Genomic DNA, 16,235 nt, shown 5'->3' with positions numbered 1-16,235 from the left:
ACCGATATATCGTTAAGTATCGCCGATAATCCTTCGGCGAACCATTACACCGAAAGGACGATGCTGTTATGAAAGGCATCCACGAACACGACAACACCTTCCCGGAACATGGTTCCGGACTCCCCGAGCACGGCCACGGAAGAGGTCGCTTCAACCGAGGCAAAGGGCGCCGCGGTCCCCACGGACACGGCGGGCCCGGCTTCGGACCCGGCGGTTTCGGTCCTGGCTTCGGCCCCGGCGGCTTCGGACCCAGGGGCTTCGGTCCCGGTGGCGGGCGAAGGGCAAACCGCGGCGACGTCAGGGCAGCCATCCTGTCACTGCTGGCTGAGTCTCCGTCCAACGGCTATGGGCTGATCAAGACGATTGCGGAGAAGACGTCCGGAACATGGCGTCCCAGCCCCGGATCCGTCTACCCCACGTTGCAGCAGTTGGTTGATGAAGAGCTCATCACAGCGGTGGGCGAAGGGCGCCGCACGGAATTCACCTTGACCGACGACGGGCGCGCCTACGTTGCCGAGCATGAAGAAGAACTCGCCAACGCCTGGAACACCGAGGCCGACGGAAACATGCAGGAGTTCCACCAAAGCATCGGAAAACTGATGGGCGTCGTCCACCAGTTCCGTGCCGCAGCAACCGACGAACAGCGGAGGGCAGCGATCGAAAAGCTCGATGAAACCCGCCGTGCGCTCTACCTGATCCTGGCTGACTAAATCCCCCATCCACCCTTGACCTTGACGTAACGTCAACCATTACTGTCAAAGGACAAGCCAGGAACGAGAGGGCCAGGACGGAGGACCCATGGACTGGTCGATCCAGGAAATCGCCAAGATGGCAGGGACCACCAGCCGCACGCTGCGTCACTACGACGACATTGGGCTGCTCAAGCCAAGCCGGACCGGTCATAACGGTTACCGCTATTACGACGGTCCGGCCTTGGTGCAGCTCCAGCGGATCCTCCTGCTCCGGGAACTTGGGCTCGGTTTGCCTGCGATTGCCGATGTGCTTGCCCGGGAGACCGACACCGTCAAGGCGTTGAGCGGCCATCTGGAATGGCTTGGTCAGGAGCAGGACCGCCTGGCGCGGCAAATCGCGTCGGTGCGGCAAACCATTGAGACATTAAAGGGGGATGGAAATTACATGGCACAGGACATGTTCGACGGCTTCGACCACACTCAGTACAAGGACGAAGTAGAGGAGCGCTGGGGCAAGGAAGCGTACGCCACAAGTGACGCTTGGTGGCGCGGCATGAGCGCCGAAGAAAAGCAGGCGTGGAAGGACCGCTCCCGGAAGCTCGGGAGCGACTGGATCGCCGCCGCCGAATCCGGCGTCGCGCCGGATAGCGCCGAAGCACAAGAACTGGCAAAACGGCACGTCGAATGGCTCCGCGGAATCCCCGGCACACCATCCGCCACACCCGATGGGGACGTGAAAGGGTACGTCACGGGCCTCGGCGAGATGTACGTTGCCGACCCTCGATTTGCCGCCAACTATGGCGGAGAGTCAGGAGCTACGTTCGTTCGGGATACCCTGCGGGTTTACGCCGAGGCGAACCTGTAGGCAGCCGGGATGCGCCGATCCGGGTTAGGCAATAGTCTGGCCGAATGGGTACAAGCACCGTAAAGGCCGGCGAACAGGCTGACAGGCAGACACGCATTCTCGAAGCGGCCCTGGAACTACTGTCCCGCCACGGCATTTCCGGTATCAACATGCGCGCCGTGGCGCGTGAAGCCGGCGTCGCACTCGGGCTCGTGAACTATTACTACGAAGACAAATCGAGTTTGATCCGTGCGGTGCTGCACCAAATTGAACAGCACGACCTCATGCTGGTGGAGCCGGCGCTGGACTCAACCCCTGAGGAGCAACTTCGAGAGTCACTTCGGCGCGTTGCGGACCCCGAACTCCTGACCACGCCGTACCTGTCCCTCCGCCTCCACCTCTGGGCCCTCGCCCAGGCCCATGAGGACTTTGCGCGGATCAACGCCACCGCGTTTGATGGGTATCTCCAGGGGCTCGCGACCCTGATAGGGAATGCAATGTCCGGGCTGTCCCCGGAAGAATGCAAGGATCGGGCAGCCGACATCGTCGTCGTGCAAAACGGCATGTGGCTCACCACGCTCCTGGGCATAGACAAGGCTGCCATCGAGAGAGGCATTGCCCGCACAGAGCAGATCGCTTTCGCGCCTTCGCGGGACAACGACCGGCGGTGATGCGGCCGACCAACCGACATGGGCAGTAGGACTATGTGCCCTTCCGCCCTTGATCTGCGGTGGCGTAATTTCAAGCCCATGAAGACGCGGAAAGAAGGCGCCAACTGGAAGGTCGCTCCTTCGACGCGCTTGGGTTGGTGGGCTCTCTGGCTCGCAGCCGCCGTCGTCTTATACCCCCTGTACTGGAGCATCCTGCTCATCCTCCCCTCAGCTGCGGGACCGTGGGTGGGAGTGGTCCTGGCAATCCTTGCCATTGCGGCCATCTCTGCTGGATGCATAGCTGTTTTCCGGCGCCGGGACCGGAGTCGGCTGCTGCTCGCTGTCCTGATGCTGTTGGTCGTCTCTGCCATGTTCTTCATCGGCGGCGAGTTTCTGTTCCCGCATTAATATGAACGGCTCAATATGAACGGCGCCGAAAGCTGGACCATGCCGCGCTCGCCGTCATGGCATGCGCGCGAAGACCCGGCACACGGCGAGGCTAAACCAGAGCTGAAGGTCATGGAATCTGTCTCGGAGCAGGTGGCCGGCGAAGAGGCCGCTCGGCTCTTGGCGGTCAGCAAGCCAGTCCCGCGCCCGGTCGGTTTTCTTCGTCGTTAGCTCGGGTTGGATGTTGCTTATGGAATCGAGGGCGGAGACGAGATCGGTCATCCAGAAGGGGAAGCTGAATTCGGTCCAGTCGGCGATCCTCCCTTTGTCCCGGTAGGCGTCAGGCTCGAAGAAACGACTCGCCAGCAGTTCCGATGCCTTCCTCGCGGAGGGGCCCGAGCGGTGCCGGGGATGTGCCGCGTAGGCCCTGAGCACAACGCCTGTGATGAGGTGCGAGAACGGCCGGGTCGGATCCGGGGCAATAGTGGACGACTGGTCCAAGGCATCGAGGTTTCTTCCCCGCGTACGCAGTGGTAGGGCCCATCCGCCGTCGTCCTGTCGAGCGGACTCGAGCCACGCGAACGCGAGGTCAACCCTGGGGTCGTCCGTGTACCCGGCCTTGACAAGGAGTTCGATAAAGCCCGCGGTGTAGTTGGGGGAGTATTGGTTTCCGTAGATTCCCCGCAGGTCGCCTTCGGGTGTCTGATGGGACAAGACGTATTGGGCTGCTGCCGCAAGGGCGGGGTGCTCGCGCGTGAGTCCGAACATCTCCACCAGGAATCCGAGATTCCGGTAGGTCTCGAGCAGGTCGTAGTCTGTCCGGGAGCGGGGCCGCCTGCCCGGGTAGGGCCACGACCCGTCTGGGCCCTGATGCCGCATGATGCGCCGGGGAATGGGGAGATCCCAGAGGGCGGTCTCTGCCGTGCCAGCGGAACCCTGCAGGAACTCCCGCTCGGCCCAGTAGCGGACGGCCGGGTGCCCGCTGGACACCAGCGGGGCGATCGGGTCAAAACGGAGGCCATTAAGCCAAGTCATGTCCACCATCATGCCGCCATCACCAAAACGCAGCTACCATTCTTGAACATTTGTTCATACTGACTCTTGAACAGATGTTCAAGATCAACTAATCTGCAACGTATGACCCAAGCCACATTCTCCGATTCCGCATCCACTCTTTTCATCAACGGCTCGTGGGAGCCGGCTGCATCCGGCGCAGTCCGTCAAATCCACAACCCGGCCGACGGCGAACTGGTCGCCACAGTGTCCGAGGCCGGTCGAGAAGATGCCGAGCGCGCCATTTCTGCCGCTCGTGCAGCCTTTGACTCCGGCGTCTGGTCTTCAGTCCCCGCTCCCGATCGCGGCGCGTTCCTGCTGAAGGTCGCCGCAGAACTGCGCGAACGCCGGGAGAAGTTCGCCCGTGCCGAATCGCTGGACACCGGCAAGCGAATCATCGAAAGCCGCATCGACATCGACGACATCGCTGCCTGCTTCGAATACTTCGGAAGGCTCGCAGGGCAGTCCGCGGGCCGGGTAGTCGATGCCGGGGACAACGCCGTCGCCAGCAAAATCGTCTACGAGCCCGTTGGCGTCTGTGGCTTGATCACGCCGTGGAACTACCCGCTGCTGCAGGCCGCTTGGAAGATCGCACCCGCGCTGGCGGCTGGCTGCACCTTCGTCCTCAAGCCCGCCGAGCTGACCCCGTCCACGGCAATCCTTGCCATGCAGTTGCTCAAGGACCTTGGCCTGCCGGACGGCGTCGCCAACCTTCTCACCGGACCCGGCCGCAAGGTGGGCGCACCGCTCACCGAACACCCCGAGGTCGACCTCGTTTCCTTCACGGGCGGCTTGGAAACCGGCAAGCGCATCGCTGCTGCCGCTGCCGCTACGGTCAAGAAGGTCGCGCTTGAACTCGGCGGCAAGAACCCCAACGTCATTTTCGCGGACGCCGACTTCGACGCCGCCGTCGACAACGCCCTCAACGGCGCCTTCCTCCACTCAGGCCAGGTCTGCTCCGCTGGGGCACGACTGGTGGTGGAGGAATCCATCGCCGAGCGCTTCGTTGACGAGTTGGTCCGCAGGGCAAAGGACATCCGCCTTGGTGGCCCGTTCGATGAGGCCGCCGAAACCGGCCCGCTCATTTCCGCCGAACACCGCGACAAAGTCCACGAGTACGTCCAGCGTGGCGTGGCGGAAGGTGCGCGGTTGCGGTGCGGCGGCGCGGCCCCTGAAGGGGAGAAGTACGACGCCGGTTACTACTACCAGCCGACCATCCTGGACCGCGTCCAACGGGGAATGTCAGTGGTCGTCGACGAAGCCTTCGGCCCGGTAGTAACGGTGGAAACCTTCCGCACTGAAGACGAAGCCGTAGCCACCGCGAACGACACCATCTACGGACTGGCCGGCGCCGTCTGGACCCAGGATGCAGGCAAGGCGCAGCGGGTAGCAGGCCGGCTGCGGCACGGCACCGTTTGGATCAACGACTACCACCCCTACCTTCCACAGGCCGAATGGGGCGGCTTCGGCCAGTCCGGCGTCGGCCGCGAGCTCGGTCCCACCGGACTCGCTGAATACCAGGAAGCCAAGCACATCTACCAGAACACCAACCCGCAGGTAACCGGCTGGTTCGCTGACCGCAGCAAGGAGAAATAGATGCACACTGACAACATCGAGAACCTCAATGACCGAGGATTCGACTACGTCGTCATCGGCGGCGGCTCTGCCGGAGCCGCTGTAGCCGCCCGACTGAGCGAGGATCCTTCCGTTTCCGTGGCGCTGGTTGAAGCCGGTCCGGATGACCGCGGCCTTCCAGAGATACTGCAGCTTGACCGCTGGATGGAACTGCTGGAGTCGGGATACGACTGGGACTACCCGATCGAGCCGCAGGAAAACGGCAACTCGTTCATGCGCCACTCGCGCGCCAAGGTCATGGGCGGCTGCTCAAGCCACAACTCCTGCATCGCCTTCTGGGCCCCGCGCGAAGACCTTGACGAGTGGGAGTCCAAGTACGGGGCCACCGGATGGAACGCTGCCACCGCCTGGCCGCTGTACCAGCGGCTGGAGACCAACGAGGACGCCGGCCCGGACGCACCCCACCATGGCGACTCAGGACCCGTGCACTTGATGAACGTGCCCCCGGCGGACCCCGCCGGCGTCGCGCTCCTTGATGCCTGCGAAGAAGCCGGCATCCCGCGCACCAAGTTCAACACAGGCGCAACCGTGGTCAACGGTGCCAACTTCTTCCAGATCAACCGCCGCTCTGACGGGACACGTTCCTCCAGCTCGGTTTCCTACATCCACCCCATCATCGATCGCGAAAACTTCACGCTGTTGACCGGCCTTCGTGCCCGCCAACTGGTGTTCGACGCAGACAAGCGCTGCACCGGCGTCGACGTCGTTGACTCGGCTTTCGGCCGGACCCACAGGCTCACAGCGCATCAGGAGGTCATCCTGTCCACCGGCGCCATCGACTCCCCCAAGCTCCTCATGCTCTCCGGCATCGGCCCGGCGGCGCACCTCGAGCAGCACGGCATCGAGGTCCTGGTCGATTCCCCCGGCGTCGGCGAGCACCTGCAGGACCACCCTGAAGGCGTGGTGCAGTTCGAGGCCAAGCAGCCCATGGTGCAGACATCCACCCAGTGGTGGGAGATCGGCATCTTCACTCCCACCGAAGAGGGTTTGGACCGCCCGGACCTGATGATGCACTACGGCTCTGTCCCGTTCGACATGAACACCCTGCGGTACGGCTACCCCACAACGGAGAACGGCTTCAGCCTCACGCCGAACGTCACCCACGCCCGTTCACGCGGGACCGTCCGGCTGCGCAGCCGGGACTTCCGCGATAAGCCCATGGTCGACCCCCGGTACTTCACCGATCCGGAGGGGCACGACATGCGCGTCATGGTTGCCGGGATCCGCAAGGCCCGGGAGATCGCCGCGCAGCCGGCCATGGCTGAGTGGACCGGCCGGGAGCTCTCCCCTGGCATCGAGGCACAGACCGACGAGGAACTGCAGGACTACATCCGCAAGACGCACAACACCGTCTACCACCCGGTGGGTACGGTCCGCATGGGGCCAGTGGACGACCAGTTGTCACCGCTGGATCCCGAGCTACGTGTCAAGGGCGTTACCGGCCTGCGCGTGGCCGACGCCTCTGTCATGCCTGAACACGTCACGGTAAACCCCAACATCACCGTCATGATGATCGGCGAGCGGTGCGCGGACCTCATCCGGGCCAGCCGGACGGATGAAACAACGACGGCGGAGGCGGACTTCAGCTTGTCCCTTGCCTGAGCAGGCGATCGCCGCTGAACGGAAACACCGGTGAAGGGTGCCCGCACCCCCACCGGCGTTTTTCGTGCCCTCGCGGGCAATCAGGGGCTGGAAATGCGCCCGCATTATTCTTGAACATTTGTTCATGCGCAAGTCTTGAACGCCTGTTCAATCTGAACTAATCTGCTTCTTATGACCCACGCCACACCCAAACGGTTGCGGCTTGGCGGGCATGGACCGGACTTCGACTACATCGAGGTCCAGCAAGCCACGCAACAACAATGGGGGAAACAGCCGGAGGCACACAGTGGTGCCCGGCCTTTTGATTTCGACTGCGTCCAATGGCGGCCGCAGGTCATCACCATTCGTGCATGTCTGAGTTAGGAGTTCCGAATGTTAGAACCCAGCAAAATAGGACCCAGCAAGAGCGATACAAGCGGCATGGACGAGTTTGGCTACGCCCAAACCCTCGACCGCAGCATCGGTAAGTTTGCCAGCTTCGCCGCCGGCGTCAGCTACATATCCATCCTCACCGGCGTTTTCCAACTTTTCTACTTTGGCTTTTCCACGGCTGGACCCGCCTACGCGTGGTCGTGGCCCATCGTCTTTGTCGGTCAATTGATGGTCGCCTTGTGTTTCGCGGAACTGGCGGGGCGGTACCCCGTGGCAGGATCTGTCTACAACTGGGCCAAGCGGCTCTCGACCGGAACCTGGGCCTGGCTGGCAGGGTGGTTGCTGTTGCTTTCCTCGATCATGGCTCTGGGGTCCGTTGCCTTGGCCCTTCAAATCACCTTGCCGCAGATCTGGAGCGGCTTCCAGCTTGTGGGCGATGGAACAGGTCCCTACGACTTCGCCGTCAACGGCGTCATCCTCGCCAGCATCATGATCGGCATTTCCACACTCATCAACGCATTCGGCGTGAAACTCATGACCATGATCAACAGCGTGGGCGTGTTCGTGGAACTGGTTGCGGCCGTACTGCTGATCGCGGCGCTGATATGGCATAGCGTACGGGGACCGGAAGTCCTCCTGGACACTGCCGGATTCGGCGAAGAACATCCCCTGGGCTTCTTCGGAGTGTTCATGATTGCCGCCATGGCTTCCGGCTACGTCATGTACGGGTTCGACACGGCCAGTTCCCTGGGCGAGGAAACCAAAGATCCCAAGCGCACGGCTCCCAAGGCCATCCTGCGCGCCGTGACCGCGTCATTCCTCTTGGGGGGACTGCTCCTCCTGGGCGGGATCCTGGCCGCGCCCGACCTGTCCGATCCCAAGCTCGGTGCTGCCGATGGCGGACTCCAGTACATCGTGCTTTCCGTGCTGGGCGGCCCCTTCGGCAAGGCCTTCCTGGTTTGCATCGTGGTGGCAGTGATCGTCTGCACGCTTGCCGTCCATGCAGCAGCTATCCGGATGATGTTTGCCATGGCCAGGGACAACAACCTTCCCTTCAGCCGCCAGCTCAGCAAAGTGCACCCTACCCGGAAAACCCCCACAGTGGCTGCCATCGTTATCGGTGTAGTGGCTGTGATTCCGCTGATCGTTAACATCTCCCAGCCGGCCATCTTCACCATTCTCTCCAGCATCAGCATCGTCCTGATCTACCTCTCCTACCTGCTGGTGACGGTGCCGATGCTGCGGCGCCGGTTCCTGAAGAAGTGGCCCCTGAAGGACGACGGGTCAGAACCGGGGTTCAGCCTCGGCAAATGGGGGCTGCCCGTGAACATCCTGGCAGTGCTCTGGGGTGGTGCCATGACAGTGAACCTGATCTGGCCACGGCCGGAGATTTACAACTCGGTGCCGCCGTTCGAGTGGTACCTGCAGTGGGGCGGCGTCATGTTTGTTGCCGCGGTAGTCATCGGCGGAACGCTCCTTTACCGCCTCCGCATCAGGCACCGGACAGGAGTCCTGGCCGAGCACGCCGCGGTGACCCCGGCCCCGGAACCGGAGCCCGCCCAAGTCGTAGTCCAAAGTTCGTAGCAGTCACGTCAGCAGTTCCCCAACGAGCATCCCTCCGCCAGCGTTCCACCGGCGGAGGGATGCTTTTTGGTTGTTGCCTCAGACGAAGGCGGACTTCCCCGTTACCGCCCTGGCCACGATCATCGAGTTGATCTCATAGCTGCCCTCGTAGGTGTACAGGATTTCGGCGTCGCCAAAAAGTTTGCCCATCTCGTAATCCGTGGTGATGCCATTTCCGCCCATCAAGGATCGGCCCATGGCCACGGACGAGCGCGCCAAACGCGTTGTGGTCGCTTTGCACATCGCTGCCTGCACCATTTCCAGTTTCCCGGCTTGTTGGATGCGTGCGAGTTCCACCATCATGGACAGTGAAGCGTTGGCGTTGCCCAGGATGTCCGCGAGTTGCTGCTGGATGAGCTGGAAGCGGGCCAATTCCTTGCCGAACTGCTTGCGTTCCAGGGCGTAGGACCGCGCAATATCGAAGGCCGCCAACTGGATGCCCGAGGCCTGCCAACCAACCCAGGCCCGCGAATCCCTCAGCAGGTCATTGGCCCGCGAGAACGCCGTAGCTCCGGGCAACAGGTTATCCAAAGGAATACGGACTTCGTCCAACGCGATGTCCGCATTCTGCATGATGCGGAGGCCGATCTTGTTGGTGATCTTAGTGGCTGAATAGCCGGCCCGGTCAGTCTCCACAATGAAACCCTTGATCTGGTGATCGGACACGTCACGCGCCCACACCAAGGCAAAGTCGGCGATCGTGCCGGCCCCGATCCAGCGCTTGGCACCGTTGATGACCCATTCGCCGCCGTCGCGCCGCGCCGTCGTCGAGAGTCCTCCGGCAATGTCCGAGCCGTGATCCGGTTCCGTGAGCGCGAAAGCACCCAATTGCGTGAAGGCCTCCAGTCCGGGCAGCCACTTTTGCTTCTGTTCGGAAGAGCCGAGCTCATGGATCATCCCGACGATGAGCTCGTTGTGGATGCCCACGAGCGCGGACAGCGAGACGTCGGCGCGAGCTACCTCGGTGTACATGAGGCCCTTGAATAGCTTGGAGGAGCCATCGGTCTGCAGTCCGCCGAGCCCGAACGCGGCCATCTCGGCCAGGAGCCCGAAGGGGAACTCTTCCCGATTCCAGTATTCGATGCTGGCAGCCCGGATCCGCGCCTGGAGGAACTCCCGCACCTCCATGTACCGCGCACGCTCCCCCGGGGGAAGCAGGTCCACCACATGCATAAGGTCCGCCTCCGGATAAGGAGGCAGGATACTTTCTGTCAGTGCGCCGCTGGTAGCGATTCCGGCAGCTGCTTTTTCGTCGAGCATTTGACCCCTTCGTCATGTCCAACGCAGGCTCTTCCAAACCCTTGGATGTCCTAGTATATTGCAAGGTGATGAGGATCACTAGGCGGGATGCTCCGGCGACGACGCCAAGGCAAGATCCCCCAGCGAAAGGTGGACTATGACAGTCACAGAAGACTTCCGCGCGGCCCGGGACCGGCTGCTGGAACTGCGTGAGGACTACAAGCAGGCGCACAGCGAATTCGAATGGCCACGGTTCGAGGAGTTCAACTTTGCCCTGGACTGGTTTGACCACATCGCGGCGGATCCCGAACGCGGCAACAAGCCCGCATTGGTCATCGTTGAGCAGGATGGCAGTTCCACACGGCGCACGTTTGCGGACCTTTCGCAGCGGTCCTCCCAACTCGCCAACTGGCTGCGCGGCCAGGGCGTGAAGCGCGGGGACCATATGATCATCATGCTCGGCAACCAGGTGGAGCTATGGGAGCTCATGCTGGCGGGCATCAAGCTGGGCATCGTCATGATCCCCACCACCACGCTCATGGGCGCCCGGGATCTGCAGGACCGCGTCGAGCGGGGCGGGGCCAACTGGGTGGCCGTGGGCAGTGCCAACATCGGCAAGTTCGCGGACGTCGCTGGTGATTACACGCTGATTGAGGTCGGGGCGGACCGCGCCAACGCCCAGGCGCTCCAGTACGCGGATTCGTACGACGCCGGCACGGACTTCACGCCCGATGCCCCCACCCGCGCAGACGAGACACTGCTGCTCTACTTCACGTCAGGCACCACCTCCCGCGCCAAACTCGTGGAGCACACGCACACGTCCTACCCCGTTGGCCACCTGTCCACGATGTATTGGATTGGCCTTGAACCCGGCGACGTGCACCTCAACGTTGCCTCACCCGGTTGGGCAAAGCACGCCTGGTCCAACGTCTTCACGCCGTGGATCGCCGAGGCCTGCGTCTTCATCTACAACTACCAACGCTTCGACGCCGCCGCCCTCATGGACCAAATGGGCCGCGAAGGAGTCACGAGTTTCTGCGCGCCGCCCACCGTCTGGCGCATGCTCATCCAGGCAGACCTCACGCAGTTGACCGCACCGCCGCACAAAGTGGTGTCCGCCGGCGAACCGCTCAATGCCGAGGTCATCGGCCAGGTGGAGGAAGCGTGGGGCGTCACAATCCGCGACGGTTTCGGCCAGACGGAATCCACGGTGCAGATCGCCAATACGCCGGCCCAGTCGGTAAAGATCGGTTCCATGGGCCGGCCGCTGCCTGGGTACGACGTCGTCCTCGTCGATCCTCTCACCGGCGAGGAAGCCGACGACGGCGAGCTCTGCCTGCGCCTGGACCCTCGCCCCGTGGGGCTCATGAAGAGCTACTTCGGCGACGAAGCCAAGACGGCCGAGGCGTTCCGCGACGGTTATTACCACACCGGCGACATGGCCAGCCGTGACGCTGACGGCGTCATCACCTATGTCGGCCGGGATGACGACGTTTTCAAGTCCTCCGACTACCGATTGTCGCCTTTCGAGCTTGAAAGCGTACTGATCGAACACCCCGCAGTGGCGGAGGCCGCCGTCGTACCCTCCCCGGACCCGGTGAAGCTGTCGGTGCCGAAGGCGTTCGTGGTGCTCGCCGCCGGCTACGAACCCGGGCCCGCTGTTGCGGAGGACATCCTGCGATACTGCCGCCAGCACCTGGCGCCCTTCAAACGGATCCGGCGACTCGAATTTGGTGAACTGCCCAAGACCATTTCAGGCAAGATCAGGCGAGTTGAACTGCGTGGAACAGAAGTGGCGAGGCACGGTGCCGGACCACTGCCGGCAGGCCTGGGCTTGGAGTATTCAGAGGAAGAGTTCCCGAATCTGAAAGACTAGCCTACCGAGCAACGAAGGAGGCCCATGGGCACCCCACTCCCCCGCGACCCCATCGCCGACGCCCAACGCAACTGGGAACGGCATGGCTGGGGCGATGTCGCCGCGCCCATGGCTGCCATCACCGCGATCATGCGCACCCAGCAGATCCTGCTTGCACGCATCGAGACGGTCCTCAAACCGTTCGGGCTGACCTTCGCACGCTACGAACTCCTCGCCCTACTGAGTTTCGCTCGCAGCGGCGCGCTCCCCATGAACAAGGCGAGCGCGCTCCTGCAGGTGCATCCCACCTCGGTGACCAACGCCGTCGACCGTCTTGAAAAGGCCGCACTCGTGGCCCGTTCGCCACATCCCACCGACGGCCGCACCACCCTGATCGAGCTCACCGCCGAGGGCCGCACCCTCGCCAAGAAGGCGACGGCGGCACTCAACTCCGAGGTTTTCGGCAAGTCAGGCTTCGGGCCCGACGACGTCGATCACCTCATCCGGGTTCTTGGCACCTTCCGCCGGGACGCCGGGGACTTCACAGAGGAGTGACCAACGCGGGAGTGACCCAGCGCGGGAGTGACTCAAAGCGCTAACGGTTGTATCCTAAAGCTCCATTGCCGCAGTGGGGGTGGAGCATGGCCAAGGACCAGGGACAGCGCCGCAGCGTTCTTCTGCGCCCTCTCCTCGCGGCCATGCTGGGGTCATCCGCCGTGATGCTGTGGCTGACCGCGCCTTCGGCAGCCGCGGCGGATATCGTGCCCGTAATACCTCCGCTACCCAGCGGCACCACGACGCTCACGCAGACCCTGCAGGCGCCCTCGATCACATCCGTAGCCGATGCTGCGGACTCAGTGGCCTCCACTCTGGATCCGTTGCCGGAGGTTCCCACGCTGCCTGAGGCTCCCACGGTTCCCGCGCTACCGACGGTGACCGTCCCCCAAGTTCCGGGCGTCCCCCAAGTTCCGGGCGTCCCCCAAGTTCCGGGCGTCCCCCAAGTTCCGGGCGTCCCCCAGGTTCCGGTCGTCGGCCAGGTTCCCGAGGTACAGAAACTTCCTGTGGTGGAGGATGTTCTGGAGCTCCTGCCCGAAGTCACGGACGTGCTCCCCTTACCCGAAGTGCCTGCGCTCCCCGAAGTGCCTGCGCTCCCCGAAGTGCCTGCGCTCCCGGAAGTGCCCGGCTTACCCGAGGCGCCCGACTTGCCGGGGCTTACTGCCCCTCCGCTTCCTCCGCTACCTGGCACCACGCCGGACCCGCTCGGCGGCGTCGCCCCGCCTGAGGTATCAACCTCCCCTGCAGCCACAACTTCGCCAGCAGGGGCTCCGACGCTGCCACTCGCCGTCGTACTCCAAACCACGCAAGCAGCGGCGCCTCTGTTTGGAGGCCCCGGCGTCCCGCAGCCCTTACCGACTTTTGATCCAGCAGCTGTTCCGCCCGCCGCGATGCTCGCACCCGGCAGCCCGGTTCCCGGCGCGCCGCTTCATCCGGTACCGACGCCAAGCACTACAGGCGTATCCGGAGCGGGCGGCTCAAACACTTCGGCCCCCGGGGCGTCCGACATCCCGGACGTCCTCTCACCGCTGCCGCCTCCGAGAGCCGGTCCAGTGACGGACCCGCAGCGAACGGCATCACCACAACCTTCGTTCGATCCAGGGTCCCGACCTGACTGATGCGGTGGCTCCTGCTTTGGCAGGCACCACCACCTGCGCCAACCGACGCAGGCATAAGACATCAGTCAGGAGGCACCCATGCTTCGCAAAATCCAGGTCCCCGTCCGCAACCACGCAAAGGCATCCGCCAGCCGACGTATCGGCTTTTGGCCCGACTTGGTCGGCAACTGGCCGGACCCGATGCACGCGGAAAGGAGCCGGATAGTCTGCTGAGGGGCGGCACACCGCCCAAGAAACATAAACGACGCCGGCCGGATAGTCAGTCTGACTGTCCGGCCGGCGTCGTGTTGACCGAAGGCGCACATTTCCGCCAAGGCTACATGAGCTCCCAGAACCCATTTCGGAGCGAGCTATGGATGCCTGAGCCGGCGACATCTGTCGCGTCATGCAGCCGCAGCCACCACCGGCGGCTGCTAGGCTCCGTTTCTGAACTTCCAGGAGGAAACACCGTGGGCTTTGCCGAAGAACTCAGAAACAACTGCGCCGCAGATTGGTACGCCGCCGTCAATCATCCGTTCGTGGATAAGCTCTTGGACGGCAGCCTTCCGGATGATGAACTCCGCCACTACCTCGTACAGGATTATCAGTTCTGCGACGCCTTCGTTGCGCTGCTTGGACAGGCTGTTGCCTCGGCACCCTCGCTGCCTTCACGGTTGGTGTTCGCACGGGTGCTCGGGGCTTTCGCTTCGGATGAGAACACGTACTTCCAAGACTGCTTCGACGAACTGTCGGTTCCCGATCCTGACCGGAGCGCGCCGGCACTGGGTCCCGTGACGCGCGACTTCGACGCCCTCATGCGCAGCGCCCTGGCTACGGGCGCTTACCCGGACGTCCTGGCTGTGCTGCTCGTGGCGGAGTGGCTCTACGGAGACTGGGCAGCGCGGGCTGGCGACGCCTCCACGTGGCCGGCCCAAACAAAGCACTCCGAGTGGATCCGCCTGCACAACAACCCCGAATACAACGCGTGGGTGCAATGGTTGCGGGCAGAGTTCAACGCCGCCGAACCCAGCAACCCGGAAGATCGAAACAGGGTCGCCGAGACGTTCTATGAGGCCGTGCGGCTGGAGCGCGAATTCTTCGACGCGGCTGTGCTGCCTACGGCGGTCCGCTAGCCCTTCTTCCGGGCTTTGTTGTTCAGTTCCCTGAGCTCCAGAAGTGGCGGGTCATGCGCCGCGGGAGCCTACGCCGGGAAGCGTCGGGCGACAACCCCGGCGAGGTGGATACTTTCAGCGGCGTCTGGGCAGGCGGCGGTGGTCTCCCCCAAATCAGTCCAGTGCCAGCTGTCCAGGCAGTCGTCGTTATTGCAGAATTGCCACGTCATTTGCGTCTCTCAGTCATAGCCGTGTTGGTGTCCTTATATAGGACGAGCCAACAGCCGGGTCATGACGGGAAAAACGCAGGAAATTATTGCGAGGCGAGTGTGAACGCGTAAATGATCGCAGAGACCAACGCGAACGATGCGATAGCGTAGCCGATTGCCAGGGCGGTGATCGCCAGACCCCTGCCCCGCTCGGTTCCCTGCTGGATCTGGGTGAGGGCTACATGGCCCGCGCCCACCACAAAGACGGCTATGACGGCCATTCCGGAGAGGAACAGGCCGGCAACTGCTACTGCGGCCATCGCCACCGCCACAAGTGCCAAACGGTTGATCGGCTGGACGGGTGCCTGTGTCTGAGTGGTCTCAGTGTTCTGCACGGACATTGATCTCTCCCCCATTGGTTAGTGCCCCGAGTCTATCCGGGTGGCACACGATTCCTCGTTGCGGGGCCCACTCTGCGCGCTTCGCGTCGGATATGACGCGCAGAGCAGGCCCCACAACGCAAGAACACCTAGCGGTGCTTGAACTCGGGCTGCCGCTTCCCGCTGAACGCGGCCATGCCTTCCTTCTGGTCTTCGGTGGCGAACAGTGAGTGGAACACCCGCCGTTCGAAAAGCACGCCCTGCGCCAGGCCCATTTCAAACGCGGCGTTGACGGCTTCCTTGGCCACCATGGCTGCGGGCTTGGACTTGGAAGCGATAACGTCAGCGGCTTTCACGGCCTCGTCAATCACTTCTGCTGCCGGGACAATCCGGGAGACAAGTCCGGAGCGTTCAGCTTCCTCGGCGTCCATGAAACGGCCTGTGAGGACCATGTCCATCGCTTTGGCCTTACCCACGGCACGCGTGAGCCGCTGCGAGCCGCCCATGCCTGGGATGACACCCAGGTTGATTTCCGGTTGGCCGAACTTGGCATTATCCCCGGCAATGATGAAGTCCGCCATCATCGCCAGTTCGCAACCTCCGCCGAGGGCAAAGCCGGAGACGGCAGCGATGACGGGGATGCGGAGTCGGGTGAGGTCCTCCCAGCGGCGGAACCAGTCCGCCGCATACATTTCCATGTAGCTCTTGGAGGACATCTCCTTGATGTCTGCACCTGCCGCGAACGCCTTGGCGGATCCCGTGATCACCACGGCACCAATCCCAGGATCGGTGTCCATCGCCGTCACGGCGTCCACCAGTTCGTTCATGAGTGCGGTGTTCAGCGCATTCAACGCTTCCGGCCGGTTCAACGTCACCAAACCTACGCGGCCCCGACGTTCCACCAGGATGTTTCCGTACTGCTCCGTCATT

The 16,235-nt window shown here is 63.1% G+C and carries 16 protein-coding genes; 11 read left to right on the top strand and 5 right to left on the bottom strand.

The window, feature by feature from the left end:
* The first annotated feature begins 68 nt into the window (after positions 1-68).
* From LDN75_RS02465 to LDN75_RS02450, 4 genes are all read left to right on the top strand, one after another.
* The gene (locus LDN75_RS02465) at positions 69-710 is read left to right on the top strand and encodes a PadR family transcriptional regulator (RefSeq protein ID WP_223935615.1); all 642 of its coding nucleotides are present in this window, start codon (positions 69-71) and stop codon (positions 708-710) included.
* 88 nt (positions 711-798) lie between these two features.
* A complete protein-coding gene (locus tag LDN75_RS02460) occupies positions 799-1,557 on the top strand; it encodes a MerR family transcriptional regulator (protein WP_223935614.1) in 759 nt (252 codons plus the stop codon).
* 44 nt (positions 1,558-1,601) lie between these two features.
* Complete coding sequence (locus LDN75_RS02455) at positions 1,602-2,207, top strand: TetR/AcrR family transcriptional regulator (RefSeq protein WP_223935613.1); 606 nt, start codon at positions 1,602-1,604, stop codon at positions 2,205-2,207.
* Between the two features lie 78 nt (positions 2,208-2,285).
* Complete coding sequence (locus LDN75_RS02450; RefSeq protein ID WP_223935612.1) at positions 2,286-2,594, top strand: hypothetical protein; 309 nt, start codon at positions 2,286-2,288, stop codon at positions 2,592-2,594.
* Between the two features lie 54 nt (positions 2,595-2,648).
* On the opposite strand, the gene LDN75_RS02445 is transcribed toward LDN75_RS02450, so the two are convergent.
* The gene (locus LDN75_RS02445) at positions 2,649-3,608 is read right to left on the bottom strand and encodes a prenyltransferase/squalene oxidase repeat-containing protein (protein ID WP_223935611.1); all 960 of its coding nucleotides are present in this window, start codon (positions 3,606-3,608) and stop codon (positions 2,649-2,651) included.
* A 102-nt stretch (positions 3,609-3,710) separates the two neighbouring features.
* On the opposite strand from LDN75_RS02445, the gene LDN75_RS02440 reads away from it, so the two are divergent.
* From LDN75_RS02440 to LDN75_RS02430, 3 genes are all read left to right on the top strand, one after another.
* Positions 3,711-5,222 (top strand): aldehyde dehydrogenase family protein, encoded by a 1,512-nt coding sequence (locus LDN75_RS02440; RefSeq protein WP_223935610.1) that lies wholly within the window; start codon positions 3,711-3,713, stop codon positions 5,220-5,222.
* Positions 5,223-6,863 (top strand): GMC oxidoreductase, encoded by a 1,641-nt coding sequence (locus LDN75_RS02435; RefSeq protein ID WP_223935609.1) that lies wholly within the window; start codon positions 5,223-5,225, stop codon positions 6,861-6,863.
* Between the two features lie 372 nt (positions 6,864-7,235).
* On the top strand, positions 7,236-8,819 hold the full coding sequence (locus tag LDN75_RS02430) for an APC family permease (protein ID WP_223935608.1): 1,584 nt from the start codon (positions 7,236-7,238) through the stop codon (positions 8,817-8,819).
* Between the two features lie 78 nt (positions 8,820-8,897).
* Here LDN75_RS02430 and LDN75_RS02425 read toward each other — a convergent pair whose 3' ends face one another.
* Positions 8,898-10,118, bottom strand: coding sequence for an acyl-CoA dehydrogenase family protein (locus LDN75_RS02425; RefSeq protein WP_223935607.1), 1,221 nt, complete (start codon positions 10,116-10,118; stop codon positions 8,898-8,900).
* 136 nt (positions 10,119-10,254) lie between these two features.
* Here LDN75_RS02425 and LDN75_RS02420 point away from each other — a divergent pair, with 136 nt between their 5' ends.
* The 4 genes from LDN75_RS02420 to LDN75_RS02405 all read left to right on the top strand — a co-directional run bounded on the left by LDN75_RS02420 (position 10,255) and on the right by LDN75_RS02405 (position 14,737).
* The gene (locus LDN75_RS02420; RefSeq protein WP_223935606.1) at positions 10,255-11,973 is read left to right on the top strand and encodes an AMP-binding protein; all 1,719 of its coding nucleotides are present in this window, start codon (positions 10,255-10,257) and stop codon (positions 11,971-11,973) included.
* 24 nt (positions 11,974-11,997) lie between these two features.
* Positions 11,998-12,507 carry a MarR family transcriptional regulator gene (locus LDN75_RS02415; protein ID WP_223935605.1) on the top strand — a complete coding sequence of 170 codons (510 nt, stop codon included), beginning with the start codon at positions 11,998-12,000 and terminating at the stop codon, positions 12,505-12,507.
* A gap of 86 nt (positions 12,508-12,593) precedes the next feature.
* Entirely contained in the window at positions 12,594-13,625 is a 1,032-nt protein-coding gene (locus LDN75_RS02410) for a hypothetical protein (protein WP_223935604.1), read from the top strand.
* A 449-nt stretch (positions 13,626-14,074) separates the two neighbouring features.
* Entirely contained in the window at positions 14,075-14,737 is a 663-nt protein-coding gene (locus tag LDN75_RS02405; RefSeq protein WP_223935603.1) for a TenA family protein, read from the top strand.
* A 68-nt stretch (positions 14,738-14,805) separates the two neighbouring features.
* On the opposite strand, the gene LDN75_RS02400 is transcribed toward LDN75_RS02405, so the two are convergent.
* The 3 genes from LDN75_RS02400 to LDN75_RS02390 all read right to left on the bottom strand — a co-directional run bounded on the left by LDN75_RS02400 (position 14,806) and on the right by LDN75_RS02390 (position 16,234).
* Positions 14,806-14,946, bottom strand: coding sequence for a hypothetical protein (locus LDN75_RS02400; protein ID WP_223935602.1), 141 nt, complete (start codon positions 14,944-14,946; stop codon positions 14,806-14,808).
* A gap of 83 nt (positions 14,947-15,029) precedes the next feature.
* Positions 15,030-15,326 (bottom strand): DUF4190 domain-containing protein, encoded by a 297-nt coding sequence (locus tag LDN75_RS02395; protein ID WP_223935601.1) that lies wholly within the window; start codon positions 15,324-15,326, stop codon positions 15,030-15,032.
* Between the two features lie 128 nt (positions 15,327-15,454).
* Positions 15,455-16,234, bottom strand: coding sequence for an enoyl-CoA hydratase (locus LDN75_RS02390; RefSeq protein WP_223935600.1), 780 nt, complete (start codon positions 16,232-16,234; stop codon positions 15,455-15,457).
* Position 16,235 lies beyond the last annotated feature (1 nt).

Origin of the sequence: Arthrobacter sp. StoSoilB5, from assembly GCF_019977235.1 — a bacterium.
In the GTDB taxonomy this organism is placed as follows: domain Bacteria; phylum Actinomycetota; class Actinomycetes; order Actinomycetales; family Micrococcaceae; genus Arthrobacter.
Note: the sequence above shows the minus strand (reverse complement) of the source record. Positions and strands in the feature narration are given on the sequence as shown.